This window comes from Microbacterium sp. Soil_C_42, assembly GCF_057656735.1.
In genome coordinates, this window is the sequence record NZ_JBDGJU010000006.1 from 71,376 (window position 1) to 83,288 (window position 11,913).

The window sequence follows — 11,913 nt, forward strand, 5'->3', positions numbered from 1 at the left end:
CAATGGCGGCACCGCCGCGACATCGTCAGCCACGGCCACGGGTGTGCCGTTGCGGTCGTCGGTCATGGGAAGGCTTCGCTTTCTCGGAGGTTGTTTGAGCGGGTTGCTAGGACAGTCGGAGGACTTGATCGGCGGTGAGCTCGTCGGTGTCCCAGAACTGCGACAGCTTGCCGTCTTCGATGACGGCGATTCGGTCCGCGAGTTGGACAAGATCCTCGACGTCCGAACTCACCACGACTGCGCTAACGCCGGAAGCCTGCAGACCGTGCACGAGTTCATAGATCTCCCGGCGGGCGGCGATATCCACGCCGCGCGTCGGCTCGCACAGGATGAAGCAGTGCGCCCTCTGGAGAACGCCGCGGCCGAAGACGACCTTCTGCTGGTTGCCGCCCGAGAGCACCTCCTGCGGCCCGTCCAGGCCTTTGGGCACGAGCGCGAGCTGATCGGCGACCACGTTCGCGGCGTCCCATTCCTTCGACTCCGAGAGCAACCCCATCCTGCCGCGCCAGTGCGACAGCGACGACACGGTGAGGTTCCACAAAACAGGGAGCTGGGGAAAGACAGCCTGACTCTCCCGGTGTGGAGGGACAAACGCGATTCGCGTACCGGGGCGCACTGTGACGCTTCCCGCTGCGGGTTTGAGGTCACCGGCCGCGAGGTGCGCAATGTCATACAGACCGGACCCGACGGAGCCCGTCACACCAATCACCTCGCCCGGCTTCACATCGAAGTCGAGGGGCCCGCAGGCCTTGGACCACACACCCGAGAAGGAGATCACCGGCTCGGCATCTGCGGATCCGCTCCTGGCGGCCGCCAAGGCGGCCTTCGCCTCGGCACGACGGACCGACCCCTCCGTGTGCTCACGGGCGTTGGGGCTGACGAGGTGCGCCAGCTCGTCGACACCCAACAGGTTGTCCCGGCTATCGAAGGCGACGACGCCGTCGGCGATGACGACCTGGCGGTCGGCCTCACGGACGATCTCCGAGAGTTTGTGTGTCACCATCAGCACGGCCTTGCCCTCGGTCGTGGTCGCCCGCATCTTGCCGAGGAGCCAATCCGCCTCCCGTTGAGGCAGGGTTGAAGTGGACTCGTCGATGATGATGAGTTGGGAGCCCCGCGCCAGCAGGCGAGCGACCGCAACGAGGGTCTTCTCACCGGGGGAGAGCTCGCTAAGCATGCGGTCCGGGCTGATCCGGGAGAGCCCCACCGCGGCGAGCTGCTCGGTCGCCCACCGCCACTCGCGCCACGGGCGCCGCAGAAGCGAGCGGGTTTGCCGCTCGCGACCGAGGCAGAGGTTTTCGAGGACCGTCATACTCTCGACAAGTCCGAGGTCCTGGTGGACGACTCCTACGAGTTCGGGATGCCGGTTAGCGTCGACGCCGTTGATCATCACGGATCCCGAATCGGGCGTGTACATGCCGTCGATGATCTTGATCAGCGTGGACTTGCCGGCGCCGTTCGGACCCATGAGCCCGACGAACTCACCCGACTGGATGGTCAGTGAGATGTCGTTGAGGACGCGATTCGGTCCGAACGATTTGCTGACGGCCCGCACCTCGAGCACCGGAATGTCGATCGACGCGCCCGTCGAGGCAGGCTGATTCCGGTCGCGACGCCGCGGGCGTCCCCCCGCCCTGTTGTTCGTGATCATCTTCGACTCTCATCTCTGTGAAAGGTGACCCATGGATCGCGGAGTGCGCCGCGGGTCGGACGCAGACGGCTAGGCCCAGCGCGCCAGGGGATCGGCCCGGAAGGTGGTCGAGGTGCTGAGGAAAGGCCAGAGGTCGAGGCGCCGACGACGACGCTGCGGCGTGGTCCGTCCGCCGGGGCAGGCATGACGCCGCGGAAAGCGTCGGGCGGAAGCAACATGTGGTCCTCATCTTTGAGAGCGTTATGGCACCGATGCCCGCGCGGAGGCTTCCGGCTTGGTTAACTATATACCAGAAAGACGTTGCGCGGGAGGGATTCGATGAATCGTCACGTCGATTTCGGGCAATTCAACGCTGCTGGCCCACCCGCTCAGCGCCAGGGAAACGGTTGCTGGATCGCCGCGACGTGGAACGCCGCCCGGGTCGAGTTGCCATCTCGATCGCCAAAGAAGATAAGGTTAACCAACAGCAGGGGCTGAGGTAGGTCGAAGGCGACTTGTTGTCGCCTGACTCCTGGCGGCGCCGCTGGCAATACGCGACGTGAGTGGATCCATCGCCGAACAGCGACGCATTCGCGACCGGTGCGCATGACCGACACGACCGACTATGGAGTCACCGGTGGATGAGTTGCACCCATTTGTTCTGTTGCACGGAGGCCGCCACGGAGCGTGGTGCTGGCGCAAGGTGACGCCCCTGCTGCACGCGGCCGGGCACGACGTCTACACGCCGACGCTCACCGGACTGGGGGAACGGTCGCACCTGGCGCGGCCAGATGTCGGTCTCGACGTCCACGCGCGAGACCTCGTGAACGTGTTTCAGTTCGAAGACATCACCGACGCCGTCCTCGTCGCTCACAGTTATGGCGGAATGGTCGCGACCGTCGCCATGAACGAGATCGCGGATCGCGTTCACCGCCTGATCTACCTCGACGCTCTGGTGCCGGCGGAGGGTCAATCGGTGTTCGACCTCATGGGGCCGGAAGGACGCGCGGCGACGGAAGCGCGTGTGAGGGAGCTGGGTGACGGCTGGTACCTCCCGGTGTCGGATGCGAGCTACTGGGGACTCACCGACCCGGATGACATTGCCTGGGCGAACCCTCGGATCACCGCTCAGCCCATCAAGACATTCAGCGACGCGGCTCGTGACGTCGGCACTGCCTGGTCCCACCCGGGCGCATACATCGAATGCACCGGGCGGCTGCCGTTTCCTGTACCACTGGACCTCCCACGTGATCGCCACGAGGTCGATCCTCGCTTCGACTACCGCGTGCTCGACACGTGTCACGATGCCATGGTGTCCGCTCCGGCCGCCCTCGTGAACCTGCTGCTCGATCTCATTGATGATGGCGCAGTCATCAAGGGTTGAACAGACTGAGTCTCGCAGCTGCCGCCCGCTCGTCCCGGCATCCGATCGCCTGACTGTTCGTTGGAGGTGACCATGACAGGTGAGCTCGAAGAATGGTCGATGCTTGCACGTCGAGTGCTCGCACCTAACCCGGGGCCGATGACTCTGGAGGGAACCAACAGCTACCTAGTGCGCGAGCCGTCCGCTCCCGGGGCCGTTCTCATCGATCCCGGACCGGCTGATTCGACGCACCTGCGTCGGCTGACTGGATCGGCCGGGGTGGAGCTGGTCTTGCTGACCCACCGGCATCGCGATCATGCGGAGCTTGCGCCGCGCATCCAGGAGTTAACCGGCGCTCCGGTGCGCGCCGCGGATGCGGCACTCTGCAGCGGTGACAGCCCTCTCTTTGACGGCGAGGTGATCTATGCCGGGGGGACAGAGATACGTGTCGTCGCCACACCCGGCCACACGTCCGACTCGGTGTGCTTCCACCTGCCATTCGATCGTCACCAAGATGTCGCAACGCGCGGGTCTGTGCTCACGGGCGACACGATTCTTGGTCGAGGAACGACCATCATCGCTCCCCCAGACGGGTCGTTGCGGGACTACTTGGCTTCGCTTCGCCGCTTGCAGGAGTTCAGCGAACTTGCCGGCCTTCCTGCTCACGGGCCGCGGATCATTAATCTGGGGATCGTACTGGCCGCGTATTCCGCACATCGATTGGCACGCCTGCAGGCCGTGTCGGATGCAGTCGCCGATCTCGCCGACGTCGAGGACGATCACTCGTTGACCGTCGCCGCGGTGACGGACCGTGTGTATGCGCATGTCGAGCCGTCAGCTCGTTTCGCAGCGGAAGCAAACGTCAAGGCGCAACTGGACTACTTGGCGCAAGCGGCCGAAGACGGGTTCGATCCGTTCAGAACGACTCGATGAGCACGAATTCAAGTTCGGGCCGCCAAGCCAGGGTGCGCCAGCGGGGCCCTGCCAGCAGGGAGACGCGGATCGCTGGGACGACGCCGCGATTCTCGCTGTGATGCCGAGGCGCTGGCGTCACACATGCCTCCCAGTGCTCGGCCGACTCTAGCTCGCCACCTGGCGATACGCGGTGATTCCGCGGATCACGGCCACGTGATCTGATTCCTCCGCCTGGACCAACCCCGACAGCGCGACGGTGCCGACAACGAGCTCGCCGACCCAGAGCGGGACAGCACCGCTGGCGACGGCGAACCTGCCGGGGTCGAGCCAGGAAGTCTCCCGCCCCGCCAGGCGGGTGGTGAGGGCTACTTCGAAGCTCGAGACTTCGTGGTGCAGGACCGTGTTGCGCTTGCGCTCGACCCAGCCGTCGTTGGCGGCGGTCGTTCCTTCGAGCGCCGCGTGGTAGACGTGCTGCTCGCCCAGGTGCACGGCGACCGTGATCGGCATGTTCTGCCGCTCGCCGAGCGCGGCCACGGCCTCGCCGAGCCTGCGTGCGGTCGTGCGATCGAGGGAGGGGAAGGTGAGGAGGCCACGCTCCGCGCGCACTTGCTCTAGCATCCGGATACGGGTGAGTTCATCCATGTCGTTCGCTCAGATCTCTTGCAGTCGGATGTCGCGCCATCGGCACGCGGCGCCGCGCCCCCAACGTCCCTGTCCCATGCCGGGGTCGTTGTCATGCACCTCGAGTGCGAGGTGACCGCGCTCGCCGAGCAGGGACCACACGGCCTGTGCGTCGTAATTCGGCCAGTCGATGGCCGAGGTGTCGATCTCCGCGATGAGTACGTCGTTGATCCAGGTCGTCACGCGGGGCGGCGTGCCTTCGCAGCGCACGCGCAACGTGTTCCAGTCATTCCACCGCCAGGTGCCGAGGAACGCCGCGACATCACCTGCCCTGGTGAGCATCGCGCGCTTCGCTGGCGTGAGGGGTTCTCGTGTCGTCTCCGGGTCGTCCTCGACGAGCCCGACAGCGTGGCCATCGGAGTCCAGCCGCGCGGCGATGTTGAACGGGACCCCGTGCAGGCCCGAGATGCCGTTGCCGTAGAACCCGCCGATCGATCCGGACTGGCGGTGGTCGACCAGCACCTGCAGGCCCTCCCAGGAGTCGCGTCGACGACGGATCATGACACCGGTGTCGGCGGGCCAGTCCGGTTTCATCTCGAGTTCGAGCTCGAAGGAGCCGAACGTGCGCTCGCTAACGAGGTAGCCGCCCCACCCCGGCGCATCGGCGGGCTGGCGCCCGACGATGGCCCCGTCCTCCACGCTCCAGTGCGCAGGATGCTGCGCGGCGCGCTCGTTGTAATCGCGGGGCATGGCCGGGTAGAGGTCCAGCAGCTCGGGGCCGCCGGGGAATACGGTCCCGTAGACGCGGGGCGCGGAGAACCAGCCGTCCAGGCTGCGCCCGTCGAACAGCGCGATCTCCGCGCTCACGCGAGGATGCCTCTGTGCGGCCGCGAGACTCCGGCGGCGGCGTACATCGCGTCGATGACCTCCATGGTGGCGATGAAGTCTGCGCCCTCGGTGTCGGCCGCCATCCCGGTGCGGAGCGTTGTCGCGACGGCGTCGAGTTCGTGGTCGTAGGTCTCCTGGCCTGCGACCGTCCAGGTGCGGGTGACTCCGTCGATGACGGTCGTCACACTGTGTCCACGGTGGGGGAGCACGAGGTTGTCCACGTGCAGGGTGCCCCGCTCGCCCGTCACGACGAGGGGAGCGCTGAACGAGACGCCCGGCGCCATGCTCGCGTGCAGCGACCCCGTGGCTCCGGCGTGGGGGCCGGACTCGAATGCGACGCGGGCGTCGATCGTGATGTCGGCGCCGAGCTCGTTGGGCACGTGGGTCGCGCTCATTACGACGGGTTCGGCGCCCCCGAACTCGCGCAGCCAGTGCACCGGGTAGCAGCCGAGATCCATGAGCGCTCCGCCGCCCAACTCCGGCACATGCCTGATAGACGTCGGCGAGTATGGGTTTTCTGCGGTGAACGAGGCAACGATGGACACGGTCGAGCCGAGCGCTCCCGAGTCCACGACTTCGCGGACCGACGCGGTGAGCGGGTGGTAATGGTCGTGGAAGGCCTCGATGAGGTGCCGGCCCGTCCGCGCGGCGACGGCTGCCGCGTGACGAGCCTCCGCGGCATCCATCGTGATGGGCTTCTCGCACAGCACGTGCTTGCCGGCCTCGAGCGCCGCGATCGACCACCGCGCATGCTCGGATGGCGGCAGGGCCACGTAGACGAGATCGATGTCCTCCGCGGCGAGCAGCGCCGGGTAGCCCTGAAAAACGCGGGGAATGTTGTGTTCCTCGGCGAATCGAGTGGCCGCGTCGAGCGAGCGGGCCGCGATCGCCACGACCTCCATGTCGGCACGCCTCCTGACCGGGCGGATGAGCGCCTGGGGTGCGATGCCGGCTGCGCCGAGGATGCCGATGCGGATCATGCCGGATCCTCGTCGGCCACCGGGTACTCGACGAAGGCGATCCGCGTGCTGTCGGGCGACCAGCTCGGCACATTCATCGTGCCCTGCCCGCCGAACAGGTGCCGGAGATCGCGCGACGTGCTTTGGTCGATGTCGCGGATCCGGACGATCACATCACGGTCGGGCGGGTGGCCCTCGGTGCCCGGAGGAAAGCTCACATAGGCGATCTTCGTGCCATCGGGAGAGACGTGGGGGAACCAGTTCACGCGCTCGTCGCTTGTCAGCTGTTCGGCGCCGGTTCCGTCGGGCCGCATGCGGAACAGCTGTGCGTGGCCCGGTCGCGTGCGAGCGCGCTCCGAGTTGAAGTAGATCCATTCACCGTCCGGGGAGTACTCCGAGCCGTCGTCAGGGAACTCGTCGTCCGTCAGCTGGACATCCTTGCCGCCGGAGGAAGGGATCGTGAACACGTTCGGCGGCGACCATGAACCGTCTTCGCGGGCGACGAGCCCGATGTAGGCGAGGGTTGCGCCGTCGGGGCTCACCCCGTGAAGGAAGTGCAGCATGCCGTCGTTGTCGTTCGTGACGCGCGTGGCTTCGCCGCCGGCAAGTGGTGCTCGGTAGATGTGCCAGTCGTTGGCCGAGATGAAGACGTGCGTGCCGTCGGGGTCCAGCACGTGGTCGTTGTTGAGTTCGGGTAGATCGCCGAGATCGATGCGCTCGGGGCCGCGGGCGTCATCGAGTCCGAGCCTGAACAGGTGCCCGTCTCCGTTGATGTAGAGGGCGGAGCCGTCCAGCGACCAATTCGGTGCCTCGTAGAGGATCTCGGTCGATTCGTGGACGACGCGGACATCGCCGGTCTCGACGTCGACGGTGAGAATGCGGGAGCTCTGTCCCTGCGCGAGTGTGCGTGCCATGGAATCCTTCGACTTTCGGTTGGACGCCGCGGCCGGCAGCACTGGTCGGCCGGCCGCAGCGGGTTCTCACTTCAGAGCGCCGGCCGACAGGCCCCGCTCGAAGAGCTTCTGCAGGCAGAGGTAGGCGACGATGATCGGGATCGCCGTGATCACGGCCGAGGCGAGCACCTTCGTCTGGTCGTCGTTGTACTGACCCTGGAAGAAGCTCGGCACCTGCGTGACGACCTGCGAGTTCGCATCCTGCAGGAAGATCAGCGGCAGCAGGTACGCGTTCCATGCGCTGATGAGCGTGAGCACGATCACCGCGGCGGCGATGGGGCGGGTGAGAGGGAGCACAACGTGCCAGAAGGCGCGCCAGGTGTTCGCCCCGTCGATCCGCGCCGCCTCGATCAGCGCATCAGGGATGCCGGCCATGAAGGTCCGCGTGATGAGGACGGTGAAGGGAATCTGCAAGGCTGCCAAAGGCAGCACCACCGCCCAGTAGGTGTTGTAGAGATTGGTGGTTGTGGCGGTGACGAACAGCGGCGTCACCAGCACGATCTCGGGGAGGGTCAGTGCCGCCAGGAGTAGCCAGAAGAAGAACTCCTTCCCTCGAATCTGCAGCTTCGCGAATCCGAAGGCGGCGAGCAGCGTGCACAGCAGCGCCAGTGCGATGGTGAGCACCGAGATGATCGCGCTGTTGAGGAAGAAGCTCGGCAGCTGCGGAAGCGAGAGGACCGCGACGTAGTTGCCCCAACCCTGCCCCGCGAACGAGCCCTGCACCATGATGACGAGCGGGATGAGGAAGGGGATCGCGAGCACGGTCACGATCACCTGGAGGGTGAACCTGCCGGTTCGGGTGTGTGCCTCGAGCATCAGCGCACCGCTCCTTTCTTTGCTTGGCGTTCCTCGTTGCCGCGGAGGCTCAGGATGATCGCCATCCCGAGCGCCAGCACGAGGAGGATGATCGACAGCGCCGAGGCGTACCCCACGTCGCCGAGCGGTACGGCCTGGCGGTAGATGTACGTGCCGAGGAACTCCGTGGCGAAGTTGGGGCCGCCGGTGGTGACCAGGTACGGGATGTCGAACAGCTTCAGCGTCCCGATCGCGCTCAGCATCGCCAGCGCCACGATCGTGCCGCGAACCGAGGGGACGATGATGCTCCAGATGATGCGGATGTTGCCCGCTCCGTCCAGCCGGGCCGCTTCGATGACGTCGTGCTCGACCTGGCTGATCGCGGCGTAGAACAGGATGAACGAGATGCCGGTGGTGTTCCAGATCTGCATGATCATGAGCACCCCCAGTGCGGTGCTGGACTGTGCCAGCCAAGGCTGCGCGAGGAAGCCCAGGCCGATCGCCTCGAGGAACATATTGACCGGGCCGTCGCCGGCGAACATGATCCGGAAGACCGGGGCCATGATCGCCGGGGCGAGCACCACGGGCACGAAGATGATCACCTTGTACAGGCCGGCCAAGCGCACGCGCGAGTGCAGGAGCACGGCGAGCACGACCCCGAGGATCGTTTGCGCGACAAAGGTGACGACGAAATAGATCACCGTGTGCTGCAGGGTTCCCCAGAAGATCGGGTCCGTGAACGCGGTGAGGTAGTTGTCGAAGCCGACGAACGTCTGGATCGGGCTGATGCCATTCCAGTCGAGCAGTGAGACCCAGCCGTTGTAGCCGATGCAGAAGTAGACGAGTCCACTCGAGACCACGAGGGCGGGCAGGATCCAAGGGAATCCGGGCGCCCGCATCGACGATCGCCGGCGGGTTGCTGGGGCGCGACCCTGCGATCGCGCCCCTGCACCGCTCGAAGGAACGGATGCCTCAGCACCGCCTTTGGTGAGCATGTCAGTCATGTCCGTCCTTCCTCTCGCGAGGGTGGTCAGCCTTGGCTCGCCACGAGCGTTGCGATGGCGTCGGCAGGGGACGTGCTTCCCTCGAGCACCGACACCACGGCGGCGTCGAGAGCCTGCGAGAGGGCAGGGGTGACCAGCGTGTTCCGGGTCTCGGTGATCTCCGCGGCGTCCGCGTACAGCTGCTGGATCGCGGGGATCTGCACGTCCGGGTCGACGAGGCCGAGCTCGTCCCACTGGGGTTCGACGCCCTTGAGACCGGGGATCAGGTCGATCGCATTGGCGATCTGCTGCCCACCCTCTTCGGTAGTGGTGAGCCACAGTGCGAAGGTGGTGGCGGCGGCGGTGCTGTCGGAGCGTGCGTTTACCGCGAGACCGTAGTCGAGTTCACCGAACATCTCCGGCGTGTTTCCGCCCACGGCCGGGAACGGGACCGCCAGCTGGACGAACGGTGTGGGATTGCTCACACCGGCGGCCTCCATCGATGCGACGGCGCTCTGCTCGCGTGAATACTGGGCGTACCAGGTGCCCATCTGCACCATCGCGGCCTGCTCAGAGAGGAAGGCGTTGTTGGCATCGGGGTACTGCGCCAGGCCCGTGACGTCGTCGCGGATGATGCCGTCTTCCTTCATCGACTGGAGCACTTCCAGCCCTTCCTGGAACGCGGGCTCGTCCCACGATGCGTCACCCTCGAGTGCCGAGTACCAGAGTCCGGGCTCGATGCTGTTGACGATCGTGCGCCAGGTCTCCGTGGTGAAGCCGCTGCCGCCCTGTGCGCCCATCGCCAGGCAGTCCTTGCCGGCTTCGCGGAAGGTGTCGCACGCGGCGACCCACTCGTCGTAGGTCGTGGGAACGGTCACGCCCAGATCGTCGAACATGGTCTGGTTGATCCAGAGCATGCCGGCGGCCACGCCGCCCATCGACACGCCGGCGACCGCGCCGTCTTCGCGGGTCAGTCCGTCGTTCGAGAAGGTGAAGGCATCCTCCCAGTCCTTGCCGAGTTGCTCTTCGAGCGCGGGGCGGAGGTCGAGACCGAAGTCGCCGAACGTCGCGAAGTCCGCCACGTCGCCGCCGAGGGCGATGTCGAAGACGTCAGGGCCCGAGTTCGACTGCAGGCCGGCGCGGAGCGCCGCCTTGTAATCGCCGTTCTCGAAGTTGCGGTAGGTGACCTCGATGTCGGGGTACTCCTCGTTGAAGGCGGCGATATACGCCTCGCCCACGCTGGTGTCAGGCGTCCACCCCCACCACGTGATGGATCCCTCGGTCGCAGATCCCGTCTGGGCGGCGCCCCCGCCACCGCTGCACCCAGTCAGGACGAGCGCCGCCGTCCCGGCGAAAACCGCGGCGGCCATGAGCCGCTTCGTTGAGCGGCCTCCCATGCTGTGAAACAACATCGTCTCCTTCTTTCTCACCTCTGAGATTTGGCGGCAGGTTGTCGCCGCATCGGAAAGCTAGCACGAAAATCAAAACTTAGATACAGTACGTAACGAAGTTCTCATGGATGACGAACACATGGAGGTGTCACCGATGGCGGTGCATGACAACAGCGGCGCAGTTCTGGATCTGATCCGGTCCGCCGGGATCATCAGCCGCGTGCAGCTCGCGGCTCAGTCCGGACTCACCGAGGCGTCGATCTCCCGGATCGTCAAGCTGCTGATCGCCGACGGGGTGGTCGCCGAGACCGGGCGAGGCACGTCCACTGGCGGAAAACGACCCACGCTCCTGCAGCTGAACCGGGCTGCCCGCCACGCGGTCGGCATCTACCTCAGCAACTACCGCACGCGCTACGTCCTCACCGACCTCTCCGGTCGCGTCGTGGCACAGAGTGAATCGGCCGGCGGGATGGTGCACCGCACCCGCGCCGAGGTGATCGCGGAGGCGCTGACCACGATCGACGCGCTCCTCACGGCCGCCAAGGTGAAGCGGGACACGCTTCTCGGAATCGGCATCGCCGTCCCCGGACGCCAGGAGATCAATAAGTACCAGCAGAGCACGCATCCGGATGACTGGGCAGAGTGGGCCTGGCATGCCATCCAGAGCGACTTCGCCGACGCGACCGGCATGTGGGTCTCGGTCGAGAACGACTCCACATGCGGCGCGCTCGGCGAGTTCTGGATCAGCCGTGCACCCACCGCCCGCGATCTGGCGGTCGTCACCGTCGCGGCGGGCATCGGCTTCGGACTCGTCACCGGCGGCGATGTCTATCGCGGCGCGACATCGAACGTGGGCGAACTCGGCCATGTCATCGTCGACGCGCACGGTCGCGAGTGCCCGTGCGGCAGCCGTGGGTGCCTCGAGCTCTACGCGTCGCCGAGCAACATCGTTGCCGGCGCGCTCACTGATGATGTCCTCACCGCTCGACTGTCGCTGTCCGGCGAGCCCGACGCCGTGTGGGCGGACTACGAATGCATCGCCATCGCAGCGTCAAGCGGCGACGACGGCGCCCAGGCGGCGATCGTCGCTGCGGCGCGGATGCTCGCCGTCGCCCTGATCTCGGTGACGAACATCCTCGATCTCGAGCGGATCGTCCTCACCGGGCCGGCGCTCGACCACGCGGGGGAGTTGTTCGCCGACACCGTTCGCGAAGAGCTCCGCACACGTGCCTTCGCACGCAACGTACACCCCACCGAGGTGCGTGTCGCGGAGTCCGGCCGAGACGCCGCGGCCGTCGGGGCCGCGACCCTCGTCATCCACCAGCAACTGGGAGCGATGCGGCGGGATCGGGCCGGATCCCAGTCGCCGACCGAAACCAGCGCCGTCGGATGACAACTGGAAGCGCTGACCAAGG

General features: G+C 66.3%; 11 protein-coding genes. 3 read left to right on the plus strand and 8 right to left on the minus strand.

Translation table 11 applies throughout. The features are described 5' to 3' along the window. Nucleotides 1-106: 106 nt before the first annotated feature. A complete protein-coding gene (locus tag AC3A46_RS05935; protein ID WP_487664277.1) occupies nucleotides 107-1,651 on the minus strand; it encodes an ATP-binding cassette domain-containing protein in 1,545 nt (514 codons plus the stop codon). 616 nt (nucleotides 1,652-2,267) lie between these two features. On the opposite strand from AC3A46_RS05935, the gene AC3A46_RS05940 reads away from it, so the two are divergent. Then, nucleotides 2,268-3,014 (plus strand): alpha/beta fold hydrolase, encoded by a 747-nt coding sequence (locus AC3A46_RS05940; RefSeq protein ID WP_487664278.1) that lies wholly within the window; start codon nucleotides 2,268-2,270, stop codon nucleotides 3,012-3,014. A gap of 72 nt (nucleotides 3,015-3,086) precedes the next feature. Then, nucleotides 3,087-3,926, plus strand: a complete 840-nt coding sequence (locus tag AC3A46_RS05945) for an MBL fold metallo-hydrolase (RefSeq protein WP_487664279.1) — start codon at nucleotides 3,087-3,089, stop codon at nucleotides 3,924-3,926. 147 nt (nucleotides 3,927-4,073) lie between these two features. Here the strand turns inward: AC3A46_RS05945 and AC3A46_RS05950 are convergent, their stop codons facing one another. From AC3A46_RS05950 to AC3A46_RS05980, 7 genes are all read right to left on the minus strand, one after another. Next, nucleotides 4,074-4,526, minus strand: a complete 453-nt coding sequence (locus AC3A46_RS05950; protein ID WP_487664280.1) for a heme-binding protein — start codon at nucleotides 4,524-4,526, stop codon at nucleotides 4,074-4,076. A 33-nt stretch (nucleotides 4,527-4,559) separates the two neighbouring features. Continuing rightward, nucleotides 4,560-5,396, minus strand: a complete 837-nt coding sequence (locus tag AC3A46_RS05955) for a 3-keto-disaccharide hydrolase (RefSeq protein ID WP_487664281.1) — start codon at nucleotides 5,394-5,396, stop codon at nucleotides 4,560-4,562. Further along, on the minus strand, nucleotides 5,393-6,397 hold the full coding sequence (locus AC3A46_RS05960; protein WP_487664282.1) for a Gfo/Idh/MocA family protein: 1,005 nt from the start codon (nucleotides 6,395-6,397) through the stop codon (nucleotides 5,393-5,395). The genes AC3A46_RS05955 and AC3A46_RS05960 overlap by 4 nt, the downstream gene beginning before the upstream one ends. Beyond that, complete coding sequence (locus AC3A46_RS05965) at nucleotides 6,394-7,290, minus strand: TolB family protein (protein ID WP_487664283.1); 897 nt, start codon at nucleotides 7,288-7,290, stop codon at nucleotides 6,394-6,396. Before AC3A46_RS05965 ends, AC3A46_RS05960 begins: the two co-directional genes overlap by 4 nt. Nucleotides 7,291-7,356: 66 nt before the next feature. Continuing rightward, nucleotides 7,357-8,145, minus strand: a complete 789-nt coding sequence (locus tag AC3A46_RS05970) for a carbohydrate ABC transporter permease (RefSeq protein ID WP_487664284.1) — start codon at nucleotides 8,143-8,145, stop codon at nucleotides 7,357-7,359. Next, complete coding sequence (locus AC3A46_RS05975) at nucleotides 8,145-9,023, minus strand: carbohydrate ABC transporter permease (RefSeq protein WP_487664285.1); 879 nt, start codon at nucleotides 9,021-9,023, stop codon at nucleotides 8,145-8,147. Before AC3A46_RS05975 ends, AC3A46_RS05970 begins: the two co-directional genes overlap by 1 nt. 131 nt (nucleotides 9,024-9,154) lie before the next feature. After that, the gene (locus AC3A46_RS05980) at nucleotides 9,155-10,477 is read right to left on the minus strand and encodes an ABC transporter substrate-binding protein (RefSeq protein ID WP_487664286.1); all 1,323 of its coding nucleotides are present in this window, start codon (nucleotides 10,475-10,477) and stop codon (nucleotides 9,155-9,157) included. Nucleotides 10,478-10,622: 145 nt separating this feature from the next. On the opposite strand from AC3A46_RS05980, the gene AC3A46_RS05985 reads away from it, so the two are divergent. Beyond that, nucleotides 10,623-11,891 (plus strand): ROK family transcriptional regulator, encoded by a 1,269-nt coding sequence (locus tag AC3A46_RS05985; RefSeq protein ID WP_487664287.1) that lies wholly within the window; start codon nucleotides 10,623-10,625, stop codon nucleotides 11,889-11,891. The last annotated feature ends 22 nt before the right edge of the window (nucleotides 11,892-11,913 follow it).

Coding starts and splice junctions, on each gene's coding strand:
- AC3A46_RS05985 (WP_487664287.1), top strand. CDS start 10,623: ATGGATGACGAACACATGGAGGTGTCACCGATGGCGGTGCATGACAAC.
- AC3A46_RS05935 (WP_487664277.1), bottom strand. CDS start 1,651: ATGATCACGAACAACAGGGCGGGGGGACGCCCGCGGCGTCGCGACCGG.
- AC3A46_RS05980 (WP_487664286.1), bottom strand. CDS start 10,477: ATGGCCGCCGCGGTTTTCGCCGGGACGGCGGCGCTCGTCCTGACTGGG.
- AC3A46_RS05975 (WP_487664285.1), bottom strand. CDS start 9,023: ATGCGGGCGCCCGGATTCCCTTGGATCCTGCCCGCCCTCGTGGTCTCG.
- AC3A46_RS05965 (WP_487664283.1), bottom strand. CDS start 7,290: ATGGCACGCACACTCGCGCAGGGACAGAGCTCCCGCATTCTCACCGTC.
- AC3A46_RS05970 (WP_487664284.1), bottom strand. CDS start 8,145: ATGCTCGAGGCACACACCCGAACCGGCAGGTTCACCCTCCAGGTGATC.
- AC3A46_RS05950 (WP_487664280.1), bottom strand. CDS start 4,526: ATGCTAGAGCAAGTGCGCGCGGAGCGTGGCCTCCTCACCTTCCCCTCC.
- AC3A46_RS05960 (WP_487664282.1), bottom strand. CDS start 6,397: ATGATCCGCATCGGCATCCTCGGCGCAGCCGGCATCGCACCCCAGGCG.
- AC3A46_RS05945 (WP_487664279.1), top strand. CDS start 3,087: ATGACAGGTGAGCTCGAAGAATGGTCGATGCTTGCACGTCGAGTGCTC.